Source organism: Neorhizobium sp. 05N33 (assembly GCF_056397445.1).
Window position 1 is genome coordinate 108,665 of record NZ_JBFTNK010000008.1, and the last position, 23,232, is coordinate 131,896.

Annotated in this window: 21 protein-coding genes; 15 read left to right on the forward strand and 6 right to left on the reverse strand. The window is 62.9% G+C overall.

Annotation, left to right across the window (positions count from 1 at the left end):
• Positions 1 to 5: 5 nt before the first annotated feature.
• The 10 genes from AC1DLT_RS20170 (at position 6) to AC1DLT_RS20215 (ending at position 12,076) form a co-directional block, all read left to right on the forward strand.
• The gene (locus AC1DLT_RS20170) at positions 6 to 851 is read left to right on the forward strand and encodes an ABC transporter permease (protein WP_477487912.1); all 846 of its coding nucleotides are present in this window, start codon (positions 6 to 8) and stop codon (positions 849 to 851) included.
• Complete coding sequence (locus tag AC1DLT_RS20175; protein WP_477487913.1) at positions 848 to 2,584, forward strand: M14 family zinc carboxypeptidase; 1,737 nt, start codon at positions 848 to 850, stop codon at positions 2,582 to 2,584. Before AC1DLT_RS20170 ends, AC1DLT_RS20175 begins: the two co-directional genes overlap by 4 nt.
• A 95-nt stretch (positions 2,585 to 2,679) precedes the next feature.
• Positions 2,680 to 3,780, forward strand: coding sequence for a LacI family DNA-binding transcriptional regulator (locus tag AC1DLT_RS20180; RefSeq protein WP_477487914.1), 1,101 nt, complete (start codon positions 2,680 to 2,682; stop codon positions 3,778 to 3,780).
• A 56-nt stretch (positions 3,781 to 3,836) separates the two neighbouring features.
• Positions 3,837 to 4,706, forward strand: a complete 870-nt coding sequence (locus AC1DLT_RS20185; RefSeq protein ID WP_477487915.1) for a carbohydrate ABC transporter permease — start codon at positions 3,837 to 3,839, stop codon at positions 4,704 to 4,706.
• Positions 4,696 to 5,529 (forward strand): carbohydrate ABC transporter permease, encoded by an 834-nt coding sequence (locus AC1DLT_RS20190; RefSeq protein ID WP_477487916.1) that lies wholly within the window; start codon positions 4,696 to 4,698, stop codon positions 5,527 to 5,529. Before AC1DLT_RS20185 ends, AC1DLT_RS20190 begins: the two co-directional genes overlap by 11 nt.
• Positions 5,530 to 5,568: 39 nt before the next feature.
• Positions 5,569 to 6,864, forward strand: a complete 1,296-nt coding sequence (locus tag AC1DLT_RS20195; protein ID WP_477487917.1) for an ABC transporter substrate-binding protein — start codon at positions 5,569 to 5,571, stop codon at positions 6,862 to 6,864.
• A 109-nt stretch (positions 6,865 to 6,973) separates the two neighbouring features.
• A complete protein-coding gene (locus AC1DLT_RS20200; protein WP_477487918.1) occupies positions 6,974 to 8,407 on the forward strand; it encodes an FAD-dependent oxidoreductase in 1,434 nt (477 codons plus the stop codon).
• Positions 8,408 to 8,559: 152 nt separating this feature from the next.
• Positions 8,560 to 9,621, forward strand: coding sequence for an ABC transporter ATP-binding protein (locus AC1DLT_RS20205; protein ID WP_477487919.1), 1,062 nt, complete (start codon positions 8,560 to 8,562; stop codon positions 9,619 to 9,621).
• Between the two features lie 86 nt (positions 9,622 to 9,707).
• Positions 9,708 to 10,436, forward strand: a complete 729-nt coding sequence (locus AC1DLT_RS20210) for an SDR family oxidoreductase (protein WP_477487920.1) — start codon at positions 9,708 to 9,710, stop codon at positions 10,434 to 10,436.
• Positions 10,437 to 10,438: 2 nt separating this feature from the next.
• A complete protein-coding gene (locus AC1DLT_RS20215; protein WP_477487921.1) occupies positions 10,439 to 12,076 on the forward strand; it encodes an FGGY-family carbohydrate kinase in 1,638 nt (545 codons plus the stop codon).
• Between the two features lie 47 nt (positions 12,077 to 12,123).
• Here AC1DLT_RS20215 and hutC read toward each other — a convergent pair whose 3' ends face one another.
• Both hutC and AC1DLT_RS20225 read right to left on the reverse strand, forming a co-directional pair.
• Complete coding sequence (gene hutC, locus AC1DLT_RS20220) at positions 12,124 to 12,849, reverse strand: histidine utilization repressor (protein WP_477487922.1); 726 nt, start codon at positions 12,847 to 12,849, stop codon at positions 12,124 to 12,126.
• A complete protein-coding gene (locus AC1DLT_RS20225; protein WP_477487923.1) occupies positions 12,846 to 14,192 on the reverse strand; it encodes a formimidoylglutamate deiminase in 1,347 nt (448 codons plus the stop codon). The genes hutC and AC1DLT_RS20225 overlap by 4 nt, the downstream gene beginning before the upstream one ends.
• Positions 14,193 to 14,290: 98 nt before the next feature.
• On the opposite strand from AC1DLT_RS20225, the gene hutI reads away from it, so the two are divergent.
• The 5 genes from hutI to AC1DLT_RS20250 are packed head-to-tail and all read left to right on the forward strand — an operon-like array spanning position 14,291 to position 20,171.
• Positions 14,291 to 15,544, forward strand: coding sequence for an imidazolonepropionase (gene hutI, locus AC1DLT_RS20230; RefSeq protein ID WP_477487924.1), 1,254 nt, complete (start codon positions 14,291 to 14,293; stop codon positions 15,542 to 15,544).
• The gene (gene hutH, locus AC1DLT_RS20235) at positions 15,541 to 17,076 is read left to right on the forward strand and encodes a histidine ammonia-lyase (protein WP_477487925.1); all 1,536 of its coding nucleotides are present in this window, start codon (positions 15,541 to 15,543) and stop codon (positions 17,074 to 17,076) included. Before hutI ends, hutH begins: the two co-directional genes overlap by 4 nt.
• Position 17,077: 1 nt before the next feature.
• Positions 17,078 to 17,896 carry an N-formylglutamate deformylase gene (gene hutG / locus AC1DLT_RS20240; RefSeq protein ID WP_477487926.1) on the forward strand — a complete coding sequence of 273 codons (819 nt, stop codon included), beginning with the start codon at positions 17,078 to 17,080 and terminating at the stop codon, positions 17,894 to 17,896.
• Between the two features lie 13 nt (positions 17,897 to 17,909).
• On the forward strand, positions 17,910 to 19,583 hold the full coding sequence (gene hutU / locus AC1DLT_RS20245; RefSeq protein WP_477487927.1) for a urocanate hydratase: 1,674 nt from the start codon (positions 17,910 to 17,912) through the stop codon (positions 19,581 to 19,583).
• 3 nt (positions 19,584 to 19,586) lie between these two features.
• On the forward strand, positions 19,587 to 20,171 hold the full coding sequence (locus tag AC1DLT_RS20250; protein WP_477487928.1) for a HutD/Ves family protein: 585 nt from the start codon (positions 19,587 to 19,589) through the stop codon (positions 20,169 to 20,171).
• Between the two features lie 181 nt (positions 20,172 to 20,352).
• On the opposite strand, the gene AC1DLT_RS20255 is transcribed toward AC1DLT_RS20250, so the two are convergent.
• The 4 genes from AC1DLT_RS20255 to AC1DLT_RS20270 form a co-directional block, all read right to left on the reverse strand.
• Positions 20,353 to 20,475, reverse strand: coding sequence for a hypothetical protein (locus tag AC1DLT_RS20255; RefSeq protein ID WP_040125710.1), 123 nt, complete (start codon positions 20,473 to 20,475; stop codon positions 20,353 to 20,355).
• A gap of 65 nt (positions 20,476 to 20,540) precedes the next feature.
• A complete protein-coding gene (locus AC1DLT_RS20260) occupies positions 20,541 to 20,957 on the reverse strand; it encodes an organic hydroperoxide resistance protein (RefSeq protein WP_040124338.1) in 417 nt (138 codons plus the stop codon).
• 176 nt (positions 20,958 to 21,133) lie between these two features.
• Positions 21,134 to 22,453 (reverse strand): ATP-binding protein, encoded by a 1,320-nt coding sequence (locus tag AC1DLT_RS20265; RefSeq protein WP_477487929.1) that lies wholly within the window; start codon positions 22,451 to 22,453, stop codon positions 21,134 to 21,136.
• Complete coding sequence (locus AC1DLT_RS20270; protein ID WP_151047000.1) at positions 22,450 to 23,190, reverse strand: response regulator; 741 nt, start codon at positions 23,188 to 23,190, stop codon at positions 22,450 to 22,452. The genes AC1DLT_RS20265 and AC1DLT_RS20270 overlap by 4 nt, the downstream gene beginning before the upstream one ends.
• Between the last annotated feature and the right edge of the window lie 42 nt (positions 23,191 to 23,232).

Sequence of the window (23,232 nt, forward strand, 5' to 3'; positions counted from 1 at the left end):
GAGCCATGGCCTTGCGCACTGCTTCCTCGAATTTCCTGAAGCTCGAATTCGTCCTCGGCGCCCTGCTGGTCGGCGTCATCGGTCTTGCCGTCATCTTCTCCGGCGTGATCTTTCCCGGCGGCGCCGAAAAGATCGACCTGATGTCGCGCCTCGTTTCGCCGTTCGTCAGGCCTGCGCATGTCTTCGGCACCGATCCGCTCGGGCGCGACGTCCTCGCCCGCGTCATGGCCGGCGGCAAGATCTCGCTGCTGGTCGGCTTCGTGTCGGTTGCCGGCGGCGTCACGATAGGTGTCTTCATGGGCCTGATCGCCGGTTATTACCGCGGCATCTGGGACATGCTGGTGATGCGTTTTGCCGATATCCAGCTGGCGCTCCCCTTCATCCTGCTCGCCATTACCTTCATCGCCATCGTCGGCGGCGGGCTGACCAACACCATCATCCTGCTGATCGTCTCGCAATGGGTGCAATATGCCCGCCTGGTGCGGGGTTCGGTGCTGACGCTGCGCGAGCGGGAGTTCATCCTTTCGGCGCGTGCGATCGGGGTCAAGAACTGGCGCATCATCGTCCAGCACCTGCTGCCCAACCTGATCGGCCCGGTCATCGTGCTGATGACGCTCAACGTCGCCACCAACATCCTGCTCGAATCGAGCCTCACCTTCCTCGGCCTCGGCATCGACCCGACCATCCCGAGCTGGGGCGGCATGCTCGCCGAAGGCCGCACCTATCTGCAGACCGCCTGGTGGGTCAGCGTTTTCCCGGGCCTTGCCATCCTTCTCACCGTCCTTGGCCTCAACCTCCTCGGCGACTGGCTACGCGACAGTCTCGATCCCACAGGCAGAACCTCCGCATGACACTGATCCACGAACAGCAGGTCGAGCGCACGCTCGATGCCCTCGTCGCACGTTTTTCCGGCGCCCGAGGCACGAAGATCGAGGCCTGGGTTTTCGACGACGAGAAGACCCGCAGGCAGGCCGAAGCGAAGCTCGCCGCCACCGGCGTCGAGGCAAAGTTCCGCAGCGCCTACAAACCCTTGCTTCACTTCCTCCTCGAAGAGGTCGATCTCGATAACCTCTCGGCCCTGCACATCGTTTATCCGGTACACACGGCCTGCCCGAAAAACCGTTTCCTGCTCGAAGCCTATCCCTTGGCTGGTCTTGTAAACGAAGCGCGGCTGACCTTCGAAGCGGGGGTCGAAGATGCCTTTTACGCTTTGACGCTGACCGCAAAGGACGGCAGCATCGAAACCCATAAAGTTTTCGCACCGAACCGGCTCCACACGGATTTCATCGGCGAAACATTGCTGTCGCCGACCGGCTGGCTAAGCCTCGATGGCGGAACCGGCGAACGGTTGGAGACCGACTACGAACTCCTGTTCGTCTCGGCCGTGGAAGCTGTCGCGGCCCATGAGTGGGGGACGAAGGAGCCTTATTTCGACGAGCTCAACATCGCCGTCACCCTGCCTGCCGAAGACAGGCGTCTGCCCGTCGGCGAGGAGGTCGTCAGTCTGCGCGAGGCGCTGCACGAGGATTTCTATTTCACGCTTCTGGAAGTCTTCCAGAAGAAAGCCGGCCGTCCGATCGGCGACCGCGGCCTGCAGCCGGGCCAGATCATCCCGGAAATCCGCGACGGTGAGACCCTCTCCGTCCGCGTCGAAACGCGGCCGCTGTGGGCTTCCGAGGCGGTGACCGAGCCGCAGCGTCTCGCTTCAGCCGTGTCGCCGGTCTCCGTGGCCCAGATCCGCAAGGAACTCGCGGCAATCGATGGCGTCGCCTTCGAAGCCCGCTCGCGGAGCGGCCGCGCTGTCGAAGCTCGTTATCACTCAGGCGCTGACAAGCCGGTCATCATCAGCGGTGGCCAGCATGCAAACGAGACGACCGGCATCGTCGGCGCACTGCGCGCGGCGCAGACGCTTCACTCACGGCCAAATTCGCATTTCGTCATATCGCCGCTCGAAAATCCCGACGGTTACCAGGTGCATTGGCGGCTGCGCACTGACAACCCGCTGCACATGCACCATGCTGCACGCTACACCGCGCTTGGCGACGATCTCGAATATCGCTCCGGCAAGGACCTGTTCGAAAAGGCGATCCGCATCGAGGCGGAACGGCTGAGCGGCGCCAGGCTGCACGTCAACCTGCACGGCTATCCCTCGCATGAATGGACGCGGCCGCTTTCCGGCTACGTGCCGCGCACCTTCGCCATGTGGACGGTCCCGAAGGGCTTCTTCCTGATCATGCGCCATCACGCCGAATGGACGGAACAGGCGGAAATCCTGATCGACCGCGTCAGCCGCCACCTCGCCGCCATTCCCGGCCTCGTCGCCTATAACGCCGCACAGATCAGGCTTTTCGAAACCCATGCCGGTGAAACCGGCTTCCGCATCATCAACGGCTTCCCCTGCCTGATCTCGATCGACGACCGGCACACGGTTCCGCTGACCTTGATCACCGAATATCCGGACGAAACCATCTACGGCCCGGCCTTCATCCAGGGGCACACGGCGCAGATGGAGACCGTGCTTGCCGCCTACGATGCGATCCAGACGATCGACGAACCGGCCGCGAGCCCGCAACCTTCGGCATAATTATTTCCGGCAAGCACTCGGCGGACATTTCCGCTTGCTTATGCGAGGGGACCTGTTAAACGTTTAACGGTAAAACGTTTAACAGTGAGGCTGCGGTGTCCCGCAAACGTGCAACGCTCAAGGAAGTCGCCGAACGCGCGGGCGTTTCGATCGCCACCGTGTCGAACGTCTTCAGCGGCCGCAAGCCGGTGAACGACGATCTGCGGGAGAAGGTCGAGCAGGCTGCCAAGGACCTTTCCTTCCAGATCGACCGCGCCGCTTCGCAGCTGAAATCCGGCAAGGCCCGGGTGGTCGGCGTTCTCGTTCCGGATCTCGACGACACGTTCTTCACCTCGCTCATCTCGCGCATCGAAGTGATGGCGCTGAAGGACGGTTACGACGTCATCGTCGCGAGCTCGCGCGACGACCGGCAACTGGAGGAATCCAGGCTGCAGACGCTGCTCGGCTGGCGGCCCTCGGGCATTATCGCCGTGCCTTGCTCCGATACGATACCGGCAGCACTTGCCCGCGAAGTCGGGCATCTGCCGATCGTGCTCGTCGACCGAGTGATCCCGCAATCGGCCGCCGCCGATACGGTGACGATCGACAATTTCGAGGCGGGAGAAATCGCCGGTCGTTATCTTGTCGAGATGGGCCATTCCGATATCGTGCTTGCCGCGTCGCATCTCGATATCGCGCCGATCCGCGAGCGTGTCCGCGGCGCGACGTCGATCGTGCGCGAGATGATCGGCCGGGAGCCCGTGGCAATCGCGCTGGGCTCCAATGCAGAACGAGGCGCCGAGATCTTTGCGCATTGGCTTGAACGCCATCCGCTGCCTTCGGCGGTCTTTGCCCTGACCAACGTCACCACGCTCGCCGTGCTCACCGCGCTCGCCAGGCAGCGGATCGACATTCCCGACCAGGTCTCGATCATCGGCTTCGACGACTACACATGGATGAGCGCCCGCAAGACGGCGCTCACCGCGATCCGCCAGCCGGTCGACGAGATCGCTCACCTTGCCTGGGAACGGCTGCAGAAGCGCATGCGGGGCGATGCCTCGGCGCCGTCGCCGAGCGTTCTCAATACCAGCCTTCAGGTCCGGGATTCGACCCGCCGCCTCGTGTCACCGCCCGTGGAGGGGCTTCTCAAGAGCTTGGAGGAACAGGCGGCCGATACGTCGGACAAGGTCAAGGAGCGACCGAACCGCATTCACTAGGCGTCAGACAAGAACGCCAGCCAAAGACTACGCTCGCATGGGAGGAGCATTTGCGTTTGAACAAGATCACCGAGGTCGTGCCATTCCTGGCGCCGGTACAGATACTGATCCTCAGTGTCATCGTCATACCGTCGTTTTATGTCGTGTGGCTCAGCCTGCATGCCTCCAGTTTCGGGCAGTCCGCGACCTTCTTGGGCCTTCAGAACTATATCAAGGTGCTGACCGATCCGGCCTTCCTGCTGGCGCTCGGCAACACCGTCCTCATCGTCATCTTCGCCGTGCATCTGGAACTGGCGCTCGGGCTTGGAATGGCGCTGCTGTTTGCAAGCGGCCTGCCGTGCCGGCGTGTTCTCCTCGTTGCGGTCCTGGCGCCCTATGCCGTCAGCGAAGTCATCGCCGTCGCCATGTGGCGTTTCCTGTTCGATCCGGATGTCGGCCCGGTCACCGCCATGCTCACATGGCTCGGCCTGCCGATGCTCGACTGGTCCTTCGAGCCGTCTCACGCCCTGATCATGATCGGTCTGCTGACCATCTGGCTGCACCTGCCCTTCACCTTCATCATTCTTTATGCGGCGCGCCTGGCGATCCCGAAGGATCTCTACGAGGCGGCCCGCATCGACGGCGCCAAACCTTTCGATGCCTTCCGCCGCGTGACGATACCGCTGCTCGGGCCGGCGATCGTCGTGGCGCTGCTGTTTCGCTATATCTTCGCCTTTCGCATCTTCTCGGAAGTCTGGCTGATGACCCAGGGCGGGCCGGCCCGTTCGACGGAAGTCGTCGCGGTCTATCTCTATCAGGAGGCGTTCAGCTTCAACGCCTTCGGCACGGCCGCCGCCACCGCCTGGATCATGGTGCTCGCATCGCTGCTTCTGGCGACCGGTTATGTCTTCCTCCTTCGCAAGCAGGTGGCCGGCAATGCGCACTGACAAGCTCGCCATCGGTCTTGGAAAAACACTTGCGGTCACGGTCATCCTCGCCTGGTCACTGTTTCCGATCGCCTTCCTCGTCATGTCGTCGTTCAAGCCAGGCCAGGATATTTTCGCCGTGCCGCCGAAACTCGTCTTTTCGCCGACAGTGCAGCACTATGTCGAACTCTGGAACGGCTGGGGCGTGTTCTTCACCGGGCTCCTGAACAGCACCATCATCACTGCCGGTGCGACCATCATCGCGATCACCACCAGCACGGCGGCGGGTTACGTCTATTCGCGCCACAGCAGCCGGATGCTGGACGCGAGCGTGATGTTCCTGATCATCGTGCGCCTCATCCCGCCGATCGTCGTGACGCTGCCGCTGTTTCCGATCATCAACGCGATCGGCCTCAACGATACGCATATCGTGCTGATGGTGCTTTATGCGACCTTCTTCGTGTCGCTCGGCACGGTGCTGATGCGCACCTTCATCGACCAGATTCCGCGTGAACTCGATGAAGCGGCCCAGATCGATGGCGCCAAGCGGCTGACGATCTTGAGGCGCGTCATCGTGCCGCTCGCGGCACCCGGCATTCTCGCGGTCGCCGTCTTCGTCGTCGTCTTTGCCTGGAACGAGTTCCTGTTCGCCTTCATCTTCACCGCGACCAAGGCCAAGACCGCGCCGCTGGTGATCTCCGAAATGATCGGATCGATCGACGGCGTCGACTGGGGCGTGCTGTTTGCGGCGTCCACCGTCCAGCTCATACCGGTTCTGCTCTTCGTCATCTTCATGAACCGCTATCTCGTGGCCGGCCTGACCGCCGGCGCGACCAAGGGTTAGTCACCCGGGTTATTCAACTGTCTGCAAGGGAGGGAAATCATGTCAGACAAATCGCTTACCAACATCACACGGCGCGGCTTCTTAGGCACCGCTATGGGAGGAGCGGCGATGCTCGCCGCCGGGCCGTCGTTTGCGGCGGGCAAGACGCTGAACGTCTTGAGCCACAAGGTGCACCAGACGGTGCTCGGCACCGGCGACGGTGACCTGCTCAAGGACTGGCGCGCGACAAACGATGCCGACGTCGTCTGGACGACGTTTGATTCCAATCCGCTCCAGGACCGCCTGTTCCGCGAGGCGAGCCTCAGCTCGACCGATTTCAACGTCGGTTACATCGTCGACAACCGCCCGACCAAGCAGATCGCCGCGATGTTCGAGCCACTCGATGCCTATCTCAAGAAGGATGCCATCGAGGACTTCGGCGATATCGCACCGGGCCTCGTGCAGGGCATGACCGTCGACGGCAGACTGATCGGCATTCCGGTCCGCCATGCGACCCAGGGCCTCTTCTACAACGAAGCGCTCCTCGAAGAGCAGGGCATCACCGCGCCGCCGACGACACTCGAAGAACTGGTGGAGCAGGCCCAGAAGCTTACCTTCACCTCCAAGGCCGGCACGCCGGTCGCCGGCATGGTGCTGGCAAGCGACCTCGCCGTCTTCCCGGTCATGTTTGCCCGCGCCTTCGGCGGAGATTTCATCAACGCCAAGTTCGAACTTCTGCCGAATCCCGAGGCCATGGAAAAGGGCCTGACCATCCTTCGCAAGATGTTCGAGGGCGCCGCCCTGCCGCGCAGCTACGCGACCACCAAGAACGACGACCAGGTAACCTGGCTGCAGCAGGGCCGCGCCGCCTTTACCGTGCTGCCCTTTGCCCGGTTTGCTCAGCTCAACAACAAGGAACAGAGCAAGTTCCCCGGCAAGATCAAGGCGATCGAATTCCCGATCTCCGCAGGATTGAAGGGCAAGATGCCGATGTCCTCGATCGTCGAGGCCTGGGGCATGGTCATCCCCGCGAACTCCAAGGACAAGGACCTGTCCTGGAAGTTCATCAAGGAAGTCTCCAGCAAGCGCGCCACGCTCGGCATGGCCAAGAATGGCAATGGCCCGGTCCGCGTCTCCACCTATGCAGACCAGTCCTTCGCCGCGAACAGCCCGGTCGCCGCCGTCGAGGCCGCGGTGCTGAAGAATGCCCGCGGCGCCTTCCCGCCCTTCCCCGAAGCGGCACGTGCCCAGTCGATCTTCCTGGAGGAAGTCCAGCTCGCTGTCCTCGGCCGCAAGGAGGTCAAGGAAGCCGTAGCCTCGATCGCCACGCGGGTGAAGCCCCTGCTTCAGGCCTGAACATTTGTGAAGACCGTCCGGGCGCTAGCCGCCCGGACGTCGGATATCGCCGAAACAGGCATGAACGATGCGGGACCCTGAAGGTCCATCCACGAAAGAGACAAGGACAATGTTGAACACCACCAGTCGATCGATCCAGGAGCCCGCCCGGGCAACCCCCATCATGGCGGAATATGACGTGCTCGTTATCGGCGGCGGACCGGCCGGCCTGACGTCGGCGCTCGCCGCCGCGGAAGACGGGCTTCGGGTGGGACTTATCGAAAGCCGCAGCTTCGTCGGCGGCAACATGACCATCGGCCTTCCGGTCCTCGGTTTCCTCGGCCAGAAGGGCAACCAGATCATTGAAGGCCTGCCACAGAAATTCATCGACCGTCTCAAGGCGCGCGACGGCGCCAGCGAACACCGGCCCTGCCCGCTCCACATGGGCATCACGCTCGTCGAACCGGAAGCGGTGAAGACCGTGGCGCTCGAAATGCTGACGGAAGCGGGCGTCGAGGTGTTGTTCTACACGTTCTGCGCCGGCGTCGTGATGGATGGAGACATGATCCGCGGCGTCATCACCGAGAGCAAGAGCGGCCGCGGCGCGATCCTCGGCAAGGTCGTCATCGACTGCACCGGTGACGCGGACGTCGCCTATCGCGCCGGCGTCCCCTGCGAGAAGGGCAACGAAAACGGCGGCATGCAGCCGCCGACGCTGATGTTCTGCATCGCCGGCGTCGATACCGAAAAGCTGCGCCTCAGCATCGCCAACCAGCCGCCACAGGCACGCACCTATCTCACCGACTTCATCCCGGCGGAATATTTCGGTCAGAACAACCAGTTCATCGTGGTTGGCCTGCGTGAGCTGATCATCAAGGCGGAGGCCGAGATGGGCCTGAAGATCGCCAATGAACGCACGATCATCATCACCGGCCTGAAGGCCGGCGAAGTCTGGATCAACATGACCCGCGTCAAGGGCGTCGATGGGACGGATGCATCCAGCCTCACGATGGGCGAAATCGAGGCCCGCGGCCAGATCGACGACATCGTCACCTACCTGATCAACTACGTCCCCGGTTTCGAGAAGGCCTATTTCACCAAGACGGCGCCGTTCCTCGGCATCCGCGAAACACGCCGGATCATCGGCGAATATGTGATGAACCAGGAGGACGTGCTCGGCTGCCGCCATTTCGACGACTCGATTGCCGTTGCCAGCTATCCGATCGACATCCACCGCCCTGCCGACGACGGCTGCACGCTGATCTGGTGCGGCGACTGCTACGACATTCCCTATCGCTCGCTGATCCCGACCAAGGTCAGCAACCTGATCGTTGCCGGCCGGGCTATTTCCACCACCCATGAGGCGATGGGCGCGATCCGTGTCATGGCGACCTGCATGGCGATGGGCGAAGCGGCAGGACGGGCGGCAAAGATCTCGGTGCGCAGTAACCGCGCGCCCGCCGATATCGATGTCAGGGAACTTCGCCGCCAGCTGATCGCCAAGGGCGCCTATCTGCGCGTCAAGGACAGTGCCGAGCGCGCAAGGGAACTGGAAGACGCCTGACCGCAAACCGGCAGGCCCGGCGGTGCACGCTGCCGGGAATGGGATGGTTTGGAACGTTTGTTTTGCCCACAGGCGGACCGTGGGCGACGGGTGCGGTCCGGCGGCTTGTCCAACGGTGCCGCGCCCGAAGATTTCAAGGAAAGTGAGGAAGCATGGCAAGTTTGCGTCTGGCCGGGCTCAAGAAGAGTTTTGGTGCCGTGGATATCATCAAGGGCGTCGACCTTGAGATCAAGGACGGCGAATTCGTGGTGTTTGTCGGGCCTTCCGGCTGCGGCAAGTCCACGCTGCTGCGGATGATCGCAGGGCTCGAAGACATATCCGGCGGCGAGCTTTATATCGGCGACCGGCTTTGCAACGAGGTCCAGCCGCGCGAGCGCGGGATCGCCATGGTGTTCCAGTCCTATGCGCTTTATCCGCATATGAGCGTCTACGACAACATGGGCTTTGGGCTTTCCCTGAACAAGACGCCGAAATCCCAGCTCGATGCCCGGGTGCGCGAGGCGGCCCGTATCCTGAAGATGGAGCATCTGCTGGAGCGCAAGCCGAGCCAGCTTTCCGGCGGCCAGCGCCAGCGCGTCGCCATCGGCAGGGCGATCGTGCGCAAGCCCGGCGTCTTCCTGTTCGACGAACCGCTTTCGAACCTTGACGCCGCGCTTCGCGTGGATATGCGCATGGAGCTTGCCAAGCTGCATCGCGATCTGGGGGCGACGATGATCTACGTCACCCACGACCAGATCGAAGCGATGACGCTTGCCGACAAGATCGTCGTGCTCGACGGCGGCCTGGTGCAGCAGGTCGGCTCGCCGATGGAACTCTACAAGAACCCGGCAAACAAGTTCGTCGCAGGCTTTATCGGTGCGCCGAAGATGAATTTCCTGCCCGTGAAGGTGCAGTCGGTCGCCGGCGATACTGCGATGGTCGCCTCCGATACGATGCCCCCGATCCCGGTCAAGGGAAGAGGCTTTTCGATCGGCGATCAGGCCTGGCTCGGGATCAGACCGCAATTCCTGAAACCTGGCCCGCCGACAGACGGCGAAGGAGCTCTTCGCGGGCGCATTGCGCTGGTCGAGCGTCTGGGAACCGAGACGATCATTGCGGTCGATACTGCCGAAAACGAGAGAGTGGTCGCCGCAATCCCGGTGGATGTGGAACTGGCATTCGGGGATGCCGCCGAGTTTCAGTTCAACCCGCAGGCTGCGCATCTGTTTCACTGATCGGGGCACAAGCCGGGCCGGGCCACTGCAATCGGCTCCAAAGCGGCTCCCATACTGATTGTTATAATACCGAAGCAAGGAACGACATGAGACAGGATCTTTCCGGAAAGGTGGCCGCAGTGACCGGTGCGGCGTCGGGCATCGGCCTCGAATGCGCGCGAGCCCTGTTGGCCGAAGGCGTCAGCGTCGCTCTTGTCGACAGGGCCGGCGATACGCTCCAAACACTCTGCTCGGAACTGGGGCCGAACGCTTTTCCGCTGGCGATCGATCTGACCGATTCCGCAAGCGTCGCAACGATGATGCCCCGCATCCTCGACCGATTCGGCAAGCTCGATATCTTCCACGCCAATGCCGGCGCCTATATCGGCGGAGACGTCGTCGAAGGCGACCCGGATGCCTGGGACCGCATGCTCAATCTCAATATCAACGCCGCCTTCCGTTCCGTCCAGGCCGTGCTGCCGCATATGGTCGAGCGCAAGACCGGCGATATCATCATGACCAGCTCGATTGCCGGCCTGGTGCCGGTCGTCTGGGAGCCGATCTACACCGCCTCCAAACATGCGGTGCAGGCGTTCGTCCACACCGTGCGGCGCCAGGTCGCCAGACACGGCATCCGCGTCGGCGCGGTCGCGCCGGGGCCGGTCATCACCGCATTGATCAGCGATTGGCCCCAGGCGAAACTCGATGAGGCGATCGCGGCGGGAGGTTTGATGGAGGCGACGGAAGTCGCCGAAGCCGTGATGTTCATGCTCTCGAGACCCCGCAACATCACTATTCGCGATCTCGTCATTTTGCCTCTCAGCACGGATCTCTAGTCATGACCCGCTTCTTTATCGGCATCGATGTGGGAACAGGCAGCGCGCGGGCCGGCGTGTTCGATGAAGCCGGGACGCTGCTGGCATCCGCCAAACGCCCGATCACCATCTGGCACGAGGCCGGCAATATCGTCGAGCAATCCGGCGAGCAGATATGGCAGGCGGTCTGCGAAAGCGTTCGCGAAGCCGTCAGTTCCGGCGGTATCCCGCTGTCGGCGGTTGCGGGAATAGGTGTCGACGCGACCTGCTCGCTGGTCGTCGTCAACACTGACGGGATGCCGGTCTCGGTCAGCCCCTCGGGAGAGGCCGACCGCAATGTCATCGTCTGGATGGATCACCGCGCCGCCGGCGAGGCGGCCGAGATCAACGGCAGGCGGCACGAGGTCCTGCGTTATGTCGGGGGCAAAATTTCGCCGGAAATGGAAACGCCGAAGCTTCTCTGGCTGAAGCGCAACCTGCCGCGATCGTTTGCGGACGCCGGACATTTCTTCGATCTCGCCGACTATCTGACCTTTCGCGCGACGGGATCGCTCAGCCGGTCGGCCTGCACCGTCACCTGTAAATGGACCTATCTCGCCCATGAAAAACGCTGGGATGCCTCATATTTCAGGGCGATCGGCCTTGGAGAACTGGCCGAGGAAGGCTTCAAGCGGATCGGGACCGACATCGTCGATCCGGGAACGCCGGTTGCAAACGGCCTGACGGAACAGGCCGCTGCCGATCTCGGCCTGAGGCCGGGAACCCCTGTCGGTGCCGGCCTGATCGACGCCCATGCCGGCGGCATCGGCACGCTCGGCGGTCAGGACTCCGAAGGCCATGCGGACGTTCGAAACAGGCTCGCCTATATTTTCGGGACATCCGCCTGTTCCATGGCCTCCAGCGATAATCCCGTGTTTGTCGATGGTGTATGGGGGCCGTATTATTCGTCGATGGTCCCCGGACTGTGGTTGACCGAAGGCGGTCAGTCGGCAGCCGGCGCTGCCATCGATCACCTGGTCACGATGCACCCGGCATTCGCTGAAGCGCGCTCCAGGGCCGAAGCCGACGGGATATCGCTCGTAAGCTGGCTCGACCGCGAAGCGACGAGACTGTGTCCAGATCTCGCCCAGGCCGTTGAATTTGCCGGCACTGTCCACGTCCTGCCCGAATTCATGGGCAATCGGTCGCCGCATGCGGACCCCGATGCGCGCGCCGTCATTGCGGGGCTCGGGCTGGAAACCGATATTGCCAGCCTGATCTCGCTGTTTGTCGCCGGGCTCTGCGGCATCGGCTATGGCCTCAGGCAGTTGCTGGACAAGCTGTCACAGAGCGGCATGGCCTTCGACCTGATCATCGCCAGCGGCGGTGCCGCGCAAAGTCACCTCGTGCGTCAGATCCTGGCGGACACGACAAATCTGCCGGTCGCTGTCGCCGATACGGAGGAACCGGTTCTGCTCGGCAGTGCGATGCTTGGAGCCGCCGCGGCGGGCCGATACGGATCGCTGCAGGAAGCCATGAGCGCGATGTCGCGTCTCTCGACGCTCTACAGCCCCGCCGGAGGCACGATCCGTCAAATGCACGATCACCGATACCGCACTTTTGGTCGGCTTCAGGAGGTGGAAAGGCAGATACGGTCAGATCGCAGAACGCTATCGTCTTGAGAGATCTGGACTGGGCCACATGACATGGGTAAGCACGGTCGCGTCGCCTAGTTCTCTCCGCCCGGCGTGAAGCGGGCGACCAGCGCGTGCCGGTCGCCCGGATAGGTGAAGCGCACGAATGTTACCGGACCGGTGCTGCCCCAGGTCCGTCGTTCGATGGCCAGACAGGCAGCGTTCCTGGAAATGTCGAGCCTCTTTGCGACCTCCGCGCCGGCCGACTGGGCATAGATCCGATGTTCCGCAGTGCTCCACGGGATCTGGCTGATGAGCCAGGTCCCCGGCGCCGACTTCGAAAAATCCTCGCTCTCCGCTTCGGGCACGGTCGTCAGGTTGATCAGCCGCTCCTCAAGGCAGAACGGCCGTTCGCCTGCATGGTGAAGGCAGACGAGATCGAGGACCGAGGCCGTTTCCGAAAGCTCCAGATGTTGCCGGTCTAGGGGGGTTGCTTCGCGTCGAGCCCGATTTTCAAGCCGGTAGGAATAGGCAAGCTTAAGGGAGCGGACCTCCGCCTCGATACTATGGATTTCGAGCACCGCGGCCTGCGTCACCGGTTGCGCCACGAAACTGCCGGACTTCTTGCGCCGCTCGATCAGCCCAGCCCTCGCCAGATGCGTCAGCACCTTGTTGGCGGTCATCCGCGAGCAGCCGTATTGTACGGCAAGGTCGACCTCGAAAGGCAGGCGATACCCGGGAGGCCATTCGCCGGAGACGATCCGTCCCTCTATGTCGCTCAAAATGCGATGATGGAGGGTGGCTTCCTTGCCATTCGTCATGCTGTCAGCAATTCCTGCATTACCATCCTGAACCGGCGGCCGATCGCATCCCGCCGGACATGCCGCCCACCCTCGACCTGCTTGCGGCCAAGCGCCCAGACGCAATCCAAGGCAATGCCACCCGCAAATATCCAATGGTCGAGAATCTGATCGGCGGCAAGATAGGGAACGTCATTGACGTCGAGCGAGACGATATCGGCGTAATTGCCCGCTACCAAGCCGGCAGCAGCGTTAAGCGCCATTCCGCCGCCCGAAAGCGCCGCCTCGAACAGCCGCCGCCCCGTCGAACCCTCCGGTTTTGCCAGGACATTGCGCCTCTTCAAGCCGAGGCGCTGGGAATATTCGAGCTGACGCAGCTCCTGCGCCACGGAAATCAGCATGTTCGAATCCGAACCGATGCCGAAGCGGCCGTTCTGGCCGAGGAAAAGATCCCCGGGGAATATCCCATCTCCGAGATTGGACTCGGTGATCGGGCAGAGCCCTGCGATAGCGCCGCTTTCCGCCATGCGGCGGGTTTCATCCTCGGTCATGTGAGTTGCGTGGATGAGGCACCAGCGTTCGGTCACCGGCATGTTTGCAAACAGCCATTCGACGGGCCGGGCGCCGGACCAGGCAAGGCAGTCCTCGACCTCCTTCACCTGTTCGGCGATGTGGATATGCACCGGGCCGTCGCCTGCCATTTGCACGACCCCATCGAGTTCCTGCGGAGTGGCGGCGCGGAGGCTATGGGGCGCGACGCCAAGTTTGGCGCCGGGCATGGCCGCAGTCAGGCGACGGCAACCTTCCATCGTCTTGGCGAAATCGTCGATCGAGTGGATGAAACGGCGTTGGCCCTCGATCGGCGCAGCGCCGCCGAAGCCGGAATGCGCGTAAAAGACCGGCAGCAGCGTCAGGCCAATACCGGCCTTCGCACTCGCTGCCGCGATACGTTCGGCCATCTCGGCGATATTGGCGTAGTGGCCGCCATCCCCGTCGTGGTGGAGATAGTGGAATTCGCCGACCCGCGAAAAGCCGGCCTCCAGCATTTCCATATAGAGCTGCGAGGCAACGGCCTCGACCTGTTCCGGCGTTATCGAGAGCGCGAACTTGTACATCAGCGTCCGCCAGCTCCAGAAACTGTCGTCGCCGGGACCGCGAATTTCCGTAAGGCCCGCCATGGCGCGCTGGAAGGCATGGCTGTGCAGGTTCGGCATCGCAGGCACCAGCACCTTGTGACGCTCATCTCCTGCCGCAGCCTCGATGCCGACCTCCACTCCCGCAAGTCGGTCCGCCTCGATCGTCAACCTTACATTCTGCTGCCAGCCATCCGGCAGGAGAGCCAATTGCGCATGAAGCGTGGCCATGGACGCCCTTCCCTTTTCCTCGCGGAGACCAAAATTCTTCTTGTCACTCGGATTATTATGTATATACATGTTCTTCCATAAGGAAAGGCGAAAAGCTTATGGATGGGGAAGATTCTTCAAAATCTGCAGCAGGCTCCGCATCGCTTTGGCACAATGCGCGGATCGCCACTTTTGCTCCCTCGGCATCCGGCCTCGGCATTATCGAAGCCGGCGCGATCGCCGTGCGCGACGGGCGGATCGCCTTTGTCGGCGCAATGGCCGACCTGCCTGCCGAATTTGAGAAATCCGAACACAAAACCGATTGCGGCGGGCGGTGGATCACCCCGGCCCTGATCGACTGTCACACCCATCTGGTATTCGGCGGCGACCGCGCGATGGAATTCGAAATGCGCCTGGCGGGATCGACCTACGAGGAGATCGCACGGGCCGGCGGCGGCATCATCTCCTCTGTGAAGGCAACCAACGCACTCTCGGAAGACGAACTCCTCAACCAGGCGCTTCGCAGGCTGGACACGCTGCTCGCCGAGGGTACCGGCACAGTCGAGATCAAATCCGGCTATGCGCTGAACATCGCGGGCGAACTGAAAATGCTTCGAGTTGCCCGCAGGCTTGCCGAAGTCCGGCCGGTGCGGATCGTCACCAGCTGGCTTGCCGCCCATGCGACACCGCCGGACTACAAGGGCCGCAACGGCGATTATATTGCCGACGTGGTCCTACCGGGCCTCGAGGTTGCGCATTCGCAAGGGCTCGTCGATGCGGTCGACGGTTTCTGCGAAGGCATCGCTTTCTCGCCGGCCGAAATCAGCCGGGTTTTCGACAAGGCGAAATCACTTGGCCTTCCCGTCAAGCTGCACGCGGAACAGCTGTCCGATCTCGGCGGCGCACGCCTTGCCTCCTCCTATGGCGCGCTGTCGGCCGACCATCTGGAATATCTTTCCGCGGCGGATGCCAGGGCGATGGCGCAGGCAGGTACGGTCGCCGTGCTGCTGCCGGGCGCCTTCTATACGCTTCGCGAAAAGCAGGCACCGCCCGTCCAGGCGCTGCGCGATGCCGGCACCCGTATCGCGCTGGCGACCGACAGCAATCCCGGCACATCACCGCTGACCTCGCTGCTCACGACCATGAACATGGGCGCGACGCTGTTCGGTCTGACGGTCGAGGAATGCCTTGCCGGCGTCACGCGGGAAGCCGCCCGCGCCCTCGGCCTCCAGGCTGAAACAGGCACGCTCGAGGCCGGGAAATCCGCCGACTTCGCGATCTGGGATATCGAACGGCCGGCGGAGCTTGTCTATCGCATCGGCTTCAATCCGCTGACGGCACGAATCTTCAAGGGCGAGAGGGTTTCCGCATGAGCATCATTCTGACACCCGGCTCGGTGAGCCTTCGCGAGCTTCAGGACATATACTGGAACGGAACGCCGGTGCGGATCGATCCTTCGTTCGACGCGGGGATAGAGAAGGCTGAGGCGCGGATCGCCCAGATCGCCGCCGGCAACGAGCCGGTCTACGGCATCAATACCGGCTTTGGAAAACTGGCGTCGATCAAGATCGACAGCGCCGATGTCGCGACGCTCCAGCGCAATCTGATCCTCTCGCATTGCTGCGGCGTCGGCGCTCCGCTTGCCGAGAATATCGTCCGCCTGATCATGGCGCTGAAACTGATTTCGCTCGGCCGCGGCGCATCCGGCGTCCGGCTCGAACTGGTGCGCCTGATCGAGGCGATGCTGGAAAAGGGCGTGACCCCGCTCATCCCGGAAAAAGGCTCCGTCGGCGCCTCGGGCGATCTCGCGCCGCTCGCACATATGGCGGCCGTGATGATGGGCGAAGGCGAAGCCTTCTATCAAGGCACGTTGCTGCCGGCTGCCGAGGCTCTCGCGAAGGCCGGATTGAAACCGGTCGTGCTGGCCGCCAAGGAAGGCCTTGCCCTGATCAACGGCACCCAGACCTCGACTGCCCTGGCACTGGCCGGCCTGTTCCGTGCCCATCGCGCCGCCCAGACAGCACTGGTAACCGGCGCGATGTCGACGGATGCCGCCATGGGCTCCTCCGCGCCTTTCCATCCGGATATCCACACGCTTCGCGGCCACAAGGGCCAGATCGATGCGGCCGCGGCTCTGCGCGCGCTATTGTCGGGTTCGGTCATCCGCGAAAGCCATCTTCAGGGCGACGAACGGGTGCAGGATCCCTATTGCATCCGCTGCCAGCCGCAGGTGGACGGCGCCTGCCTCGATCTGCTGCGGTCGGTCGCACGCACGCTCGAGATCGAAGCCAATGCGGTAACCGACAATCCGCTGGTGCTTTCGGATGACACCGTCGTTTCCGGCGGAAATTTTCACGCCGAACCGGTGGCCTTTGCCGCCGATCAGATCGCGCTTGCCGTCTGCGAAATCGGCGCGATCTCCCAGCGCCGCATTGCGCTTTTGGTTGACCCGGCCCTCTCCTACGGACTGCCGGCGTTTCTTGCGAAAAAGCCGGGGCTCAATTCCGGGCTGATGATCGCGGAAGTCACGTCCGCCGCCCTGATGTCGGAAAACAAGCAGATGTCGCATCCGGCCTCGGTCGATTCGACGCCGACCTCCGCCAATCAGGAAGACCACGTTTCGATGGCCTGTCATGGCGCGCGCCGGCTTCTGCAGATGACCGACAATCTCGCGACCATCATCGGCATCGAGGCGCTGACGGCGGCGCAGGGCGTGGAACTGCGCAAGCCGCTGACGACCAGTCCTGAACTCCAGACGGTGATCGCCACCATCCGCTCCGTCGTTCCGAGCCTGGAAGAAGACCGCTATATGGCAAACGACCTCAAGGCGGCGACAGATCTCGTCGCTTCAGGCGCGCTCGCCGCATCCGTTTCAGGGGATATCCTGCCGGTCCTGGAGGCGTGAAATGGCTGTCCTTGAAACCAGACAGGGCACGTCTCCCGTCATTCTCGGCTTTCCGCATACGGGAACCGATGTGCCCCCAGTGATCTGGGACCGGCTGAACGACAACGGTCGCCTGCTTGCCGATACGGACTGGCATATCCACCAACTCTACGACGGCCTTCTGGCGGATGCGACGACGGTGCGCGCCACGTTCCACCGCTACGTGATCGACGCCAACCGCGATCCGCAAGGCGCCAGCCTCTATCCCGGCCAGAACACCACTGGCCTGATCCCGGAGACGGATTTCGACGGCAGAAGCATCTGGAAACAGGGCGCCGCGCCGGCCGAAGCCGTCACCACTGAGCGGCTGCGCGATTTCCATGCGCCCTATCACGCAGCGCTCGCGGCCGAAATCGAGCGGGTCAAATCCATTCACGGCATTGCCGTGCTCTACGATTGCCACTCGATCCGCTCGCATATCCCGTTCCTGTTCGAGGGCACCTTGCCCGATTTCAACATCGGCACGGACATGGGCAGGACCTGCGCCCCGGCCATCGAACAGGCGGTGCTCGATGTGACAACGGCAGCTTCGGGCTACAGCAGCATCCTCAACGGCCGTTTCAAGGGCGGCTGGACGACGCGGTTTTACGGCAGGCCGGAAACCGGCGTCCACGCGATCCAGATGGAGCTTGCCCAGTCCACCCATCTTGCCGCGAAAGCCCTGCCCTTTGCCTATGATCCGGCCAAGGCAGAGCGGCTGCGCGTCCATCTGAAAGATATTCTGACGCGGATCGAGCGGGTGGCCCTCGGCCTCGCGTCGCAGAAAAACAACAACCGATAAAGGGAACGTTCCGATGACCAATCCCCGCCACAACATCCGCGAAATTCGCGCGCCCCGCGGCAATCAGCTCAACGCCAAAAGCTGGATGACGGAAGCGCCGCTGCGCATGCTGATGAACAATCTCGACCCTGACGTGGCGGAAAACCCCAACGAACTGGTCGTTTATGGCGGCATCGGACGCGCCGCCCGCACCTGGGACGATTTCGACCGGATCGTCGCGACGCTGAAGACGCTCACGGAGGAAGAAACGCTTCTGGTGCAGTCCGGCAAGCCGGTCGGTGTGTTCCGCACCCACAAGGACGCCCCACGCGTGCTGATCGCCAACTCGAACCTCGTGCCCCATTGGGCGACCTGGGACCATTTCAACGAGCTCGATAAGAAGGGGCTGGCCATGTATGGCCAGATGACCGCCGGTTCGTGGATCTATATCGGCACCCAGGGCATCGTGCAGGGCACCTACGAGACGTTCGTGGAAGCCGGACGCCAGCATTATGGCGGCAATCTCAAGGGCAGATGGATCCTGACCGGCGGCCTTGGCGGCATGGGCGGCGCCCAGCCGCTTGCCGCCGTCATGGCCGGCGCCTGCTGCCTGGCCGTCGAGTGCAATCCCGACAGTATCGATTTTCGGCTGCGCACCCGCTATGTCGACGCGAAAGCGGAAACGCTCGACGAGGCCATGGAGATGATCACCCGCTGGACGGCAGCCGGCGAGGCAAAATCCGTCGGCCTGCTCGGCAATGCGGCGGAAATCCTCCCCGAGATGGTCCGTCGCGGCATTCGTCCGGACATGGTCACCGATCAGACCTCCGCCCATGACCCGATCAACGGCTACCTGCCGAAGGGCTGGACGATCGCCGAATGGAAAGCGAAACGCGAGACCGATCCGAAGGCGGTGGAAAAAGCCGCCCGCGCGTCGATGCGCGAACATGTGGAGGCGATGATTGCCTTCTGGAACGCCGGCATCCCGACGCTCGACTACGGCAACAACATCCGCCAGGTCGCCAAGGACGAGGGGCTGGAAAACGCCTTCGCTTTCCCCGGCTTCGTGCCGGCCTATATCCGTCCGCTGTTCTGCCGCGGCATCGGCCCGTTCCGCTGGGCCGCCCTTTCCGGTGATCCGGAAGACATCTACCGCACCGATGCCAAGGTGAAGGAACTGCTGCCGGACAACGCGCATCTCCACAACTGGCTCGACATGGCGCGCGAGCGGATTTCCTTCCAGGGCCTGCCGGCGCGCATCTGCTGGGTGGGATTGGGCGTGCGCCACAAGCTCGGCCTTGCCTTCAACGAGATGGTCCGCAACGGCGAGCTGAAAGCGCCGATCGTGATCGGCCGCGACCACCTGGACTCCGGATCGGTCGCCTCTCCCAATCGCGAGACGGAAGCGATGAAGGACGGCTCGGATGCGGTATCCGACTGGCCCCTCTTGAATGCGCTTTTGAACACAGCGTCCGGTGCCACCTGGGTGTCACTGCATCACGGCGGCGGCGTCGGCATGGGTTATTCGCAGCATTCCGGCATGGTCATCTGCTGCGACGGCAGCGAGGACGCCGACCGCCGGATCGAACGCGTGCTCTGGAACGACCCCGCCACCGGCGTCATGCGCCATGCGGATGCGGGTTACGAGATCGCCGTGGATTGCGCCAGGGAAAACGGACTTCGCCTGCCCGGCATTCTCGGCAACTAACCCATGAAAATCCTGCGCGCCTCCGACCACAAGCGAATGCCGTGGAAGAACGGCGGCGGCGAGACGGTGGAGATCGCCGTCTATCCAGCCGGTGCTTCGATCGAGGGCTTCGATTGGCGCATCAGCATGGCGACCGTCGCTTCTGACGGACCGTTCTCGATCTTTCCGGACGTGGACAGAACGCTGTCGATCCTCTCCGGCGCGGGCATGGAGCTGACGATCGATGGCGGCGAGCCCCTGATCCTCGATCTCGATTCCGAGCCCCACCCATTTCCGGCCGACAGGCCGGCTTCGGCAAGGCTTTTGAACGGCAGCGTAACCGACCTCAACATCATGACGCGGCGCGGCCGGTTTTTCCACCGTGTCATCAGGCAGCCGACGCCGGTTTCGCTGTCGCCGTCCGCCTCCTTGAAGTTCGTTCTTGCGACCGGAAAACACACGATTGCCTTCGGTTCGGAGAACGCCGCCCTCGGGCCACTTGATTGCCTGGCCTTGGAGGCCGAAGCGAGCAGCGATCTCGTTATCTCAGGGGGCACAGGTGTTTTCCTGATAGAGCTGGATCCCTACGGCGGGGACAATTTACGCTGACACTCCCAGTTGGGGTTGTCAGGCGCGGTCCTGCCGATGTCGTTTGCCTCGACAGTCGAAGGGAACGACCATGCTTCGCCTCGTCAAGCGCGGGCCGGGTCATTGACCGCCCGCTGGCAGACCACAGGAACGGCGACCACGGGCTCTTTTTGGTTGTCGCCATTTTCTGGACGGGCAGGCTTCAGAATGAGGAGACCGCGACCAGAAGGCCGGCCAAGGCCGAAGGCTCCAGTGAGGTTACGTCGTATATGCAGGGTGTCGCGAATACGGCTGCTCCGAGGAGGTAGATAATCACCAGTTTCATTGGGTTCTCCAAGGACGAGGCCTCAGCCTCGTCCAGTGCGCATTCCATCCCTGTCGTTGCGATCCTCAGGCAAGGATCAGCTCGACGTTGATGTTGCCGCGGGTCGCCTTCGAATAGGGGCAGGTCTGGTGGGCTTCTTCGACAAGCGCCCTGGCAAGATCCGGATCGATGCCCGGCAGGCTGATGTTGAGGCGGGCCTGCAGGAAATATGCGCCCTCGGTGGTTCCGAGATCGACCTCGGCATCGACCGCCGTCTCAGTGGGGAGCTTGATCTTCCGCTTGCCCGCTGCAATCCCCATGGCGCCGATGAAACAGGCCGACCATCCGGCTGCAAAGAGCTGCTCGGGATTGGTACCGGCATGGGGGCTGCCGGGAGGCGAAAGCTTGACGTCCAGCTGCGCATCGTCACTGCGCGAGAACCCATCGCGCCCGCCGGTGGTATGCGTCTTGCCGGTATAGAGAACCTTGTCGATCGTGGTCATGGAACACTCCTTTGTTCGTGTCGCCGATTGCGGCATCCGTTGACGGGGAGTGGTTTGACGGGTCGATATATCCGGCATGTTTCTAAAATCACCGGAAATGTATCGAAGCGTAATGCCGGCCTCGCCGGACATTCTCTCATACAAAACGCTTCGAGAATTTCGGCCGCTCTCGGAGATCAGCGGATGGTGATTTCAGCGGCCAGCCCGCCGCCGGCGCGATTGTAGAGCCTGACCGAACCGCCGATCGCTGCGGCCAGTTGCTGGGCGATGGCAAGGCCAAGTCCCGTACCGCCGGTCTCGCGGTTGCGGGATTGCTCCAGCCTGAAGAACGGCTGCATCGCAGCCTCCAGCATATCTTCCGGAATTCCCGGCCCCCGATCGAGGACCGTAATTGCGAGGTCGCCCTCGCCTCGTCGCTCAACGCCGATCTCGGCCGCGCCGGCAAATTTCACGGCGTTGTCGATAAAGTTCGACAGGATGCGGCGCAGGGCATACGGCTTGGTGGACGCAGTCCCCTGAACCACGCCCAGCACGGTCACCGCCTTGCCGGTGTCCTGATAGTCATAGGCAATGCTGTCGATGAACGAGGCAAGGTCGATGCGGGAAATTTTCTCGCCATTGCCATGCGCGCTGCGCGCATAGGCTATGCCGTCCTGCACCAGCCGCTCGATTTCGCCGAGGTCATGCACCAGTTTATCCCGCTCGGGCGAATCGTCCGCCATGTCGGCGCGCAGCCGCATGCGGGTGATCGGCGTCTGCAGATCATGGGCGATGGCGGCGAGAATCTGCACCCGTTCCTCGAGATAGTGGGCGATCCTGTCGCGCATGGCGTTGAAGGCCCGTGCAGCATGGGCGACTTCGCTCGGGCCGGTCTCGCTCAAGGGCGGGCCCTTCCTGTTGGGATCGAGCGCATCGGCGGCGGCCGCAAGGTCTCCGAGCGGACGGATCGCCTGCCGGACCGCAAGCCAGGTGCAGACCACCAGAAGCGCCATCTGGATGGCGAACACGTAAGGAAGCCATTCGGCGATCGGCATGACACCGGTCGGGGTAACGTCGATGGTGAGTGGAGAGCCGTCGGAAAGGGTGAGATGACCCTGCAGCCGTCTGCCGTCACCGGGAATGGACTCCACCCGCAGCGGGAACTGATGCCCGACCGCCTCCTCGATCTTGCCGGTAATCTCCGCGCCGCGGCCCGACACATCCGGCACGCCGGCAATCCCCGGGCCGAGCACCAGGCGGTAGTTGCCGCGGCTCAGCCGATCCAGCCAATCGGCCCGCTCGCCGGCCGGCAGCCGGTCGAGGATGGCGATCGATGTCGCAAGATCGTTTTCAAGCGTGCCAAGCATGACGGCCTTTGCCGACATGTAACGTTCGATGAAGAGGATACTGAAGGAGAGCCCGTAGGCGATGGCCAACCCGGCAAACAGGATGAGGAAAAGCCGGGCACGCAGGGTGCTCGGCCACCACTTGCCGGAACGGGAGATGCTGGCGGTCACAGCTTCGGCTCCGAGATCTCGACGGGAACCGAGAAGACGTAACCTTCGCTGCGCACCGTCTTGATATAGGTCGGCTCGCGCGCGTCGTCGCCGAGCCGCTGGCGGAGCCGGCTCACAAGCAGGTCAATCGAGCGGTCGAAGAGGTCCGCATCGCGGCCCTGGGTGAGGTTGAGGATCTGGTCGCGGTTCAACACGCGCTGCGGATGGTCGATGAAAACGCGCAGCAGCCGGTATTCGGCGCCGCTCAAGGCGATTTCCGTGCCCTGTTTGTCGAGCAGATGGCGACCGACCGTATCGAGCTGCCAGTCGCCGAAGGTCAGCAACTGGCCGGCTTCGCTGATCTGCAGGTTGGGCGGCAGCATCCGCGTCCGGCGCAGGACCGCCTTGATGCGCGCCAGCAGCTCGCGTGCGGCAAACGGTTTCGGCAGATAATCGTCGGCGCCCATTTCGAGCCCGATGATCCGGTCCATCTCGTCGCTGCGGGCGGTCAGCATCAGGACCGGCGTCGCCTTGTGCTTGCCGGCCCTGAGTTCGCGGCAAAGCACGAGCCCGTCATCGCCCGGCATCATCACGTCGAGCACGATCAGGTCGACCGAATTGGCTTCGAGGAAACTGCGCATCTGGCGGCCATCGGCGGCCACCGTCGCGCGAAGGCCGTTCTTTTTCAGATAGCTCGACACCAGCTCGCGGATTTCGCGGTCGTCATCGATGATCAGGATATGGTCGACATGATCCATTTTCGGACTTCAGATCCTTTTTCCATGGCAACGGTATCGCGC

Bases quoted from the DNA above. Each gene is read 5' to 3' on its own strand.
- AC1DLT_RS20210 (WP_477487920.1), top strand. From the start codon at position 9,708: ATGAGACAGGATCTTTCCGGAAAGGTGGCCGCAGTGACCGGTGCGGCG.
- AC1DLT_RS20190 (WP_477487916.1), top strand. From the start codon at position 4,696: ATGCGCACTGACAAGCTCGCCATCGGTCTTGGAAAAACACTTGCGGTC.
- AC1DLT_RS20170 (WP_477487912.1), top strand. From the start codon at position 6: ATGGCCTTGCGCACTGCTTCCTCGAATTTCCTGAAGCTCGAATTCGTC.
- AC1DLT_RS20270 (WP_151047000.1), bottom strand. From the start codon at position 23,190: ATGGATCATGTCGACCATATCCTGATCATCGATGACGACCGCGAAATC.
- hutG (WP_477487926.1), top strand. From the start codon at position 17,078: ATGGCTGTCCTTGAAACCAGACAGGGCACGTCTCCCGTCATTCTCGGC.
- hutH (WP_477487925.1), top strand. From the start codon at position 15,541: ATGAGCATCATTCTGACACCCGGCTCGGTGAGCCTTCGCGAGCTTCAG.
- AC1DLT_RS20260 (WP_040124338.1), bottom strand. From the start codon at position 20,957: ATGACCACGATCGACAAGGTTCTCTATACCGGCAAGACGCATACCACC.
- hutI (WP_477487924.1), top strand. From the start codon at position 14,291: ATGGATGGGGAAGATTCTTCAAAATCTGCAGCAGGCTCCGCATCGCTT.
- AC1DLT_RS20215 (WP_477487921.1), top strand. From the start codon at position 10,439: ATGACCCGCTTCTTTATCGGCATCGATGTGGGAACAGGCAGCGCGCGG.
- hutU (WP_477487927.1), top strand. From the start codon at position 17,910: ATGACCAATCCCCGCCACAACATCCGCGAAATTCGCGCGCCCCGCGGC.
- AC1DLT_RS20225 (WP_477487923.1), bottom strand. From the start codon at position 14,192: ATGGCCACGCTTCATGCGCAATTGGCTCTCCTGCCGGATGGCTGGCAG.
- AC1DLT_RS20205 (WP_477487919.1), top strand. From the start codon at position 8,560: ATGGCAAGTTTGCGTCTGGCCGGGCTCAAGAAGAGTTTTGGTGCCGTG.
- AC1DLT_RS20175 (WP_477487913.1), top strand. From the start codon at position 848: ATGACACTGATCCACGAACAGCAGGTCGAGCGCACGCTCGATGCCCTC.
- AC1DLT_RS20255 (WP_040125710.1), bottom strand. From the start codon at position 20,475: ATGAAACTGGTGATTATCTACCTCCTCGGAGCAGCCGTATTCGCGACA.
- AC1DLT_RS20200 (WP_477487918.1), top strand. From the start codon at position 6,974: ATGTTGAACACCACCAGTCGATCGATCCAGGAGCCCGCCCGGGCAACC.
- AC1DLT_RS20250 (WP_477487928.1), top strand. From the start codon at position 19,587: ATGAAAATCCTGCGCGCCTCCGACCACAAGCGAATGCCGTGGAAGAAC.
- hutC (WP_477487922.1), bottom strand. From the start codon at position 12,849: ATGACGAATGGCAAGGAAGCCACCCTCCATCATCGCATTTTGAGCGAC.
- AC1DLT_RS20195 (WP_477487917.1), top strand. From the start codon at position 5,569: ATGTCAGACAAATCGCTTACCAACATCACACGGCGCGGCTTCTTAGGC.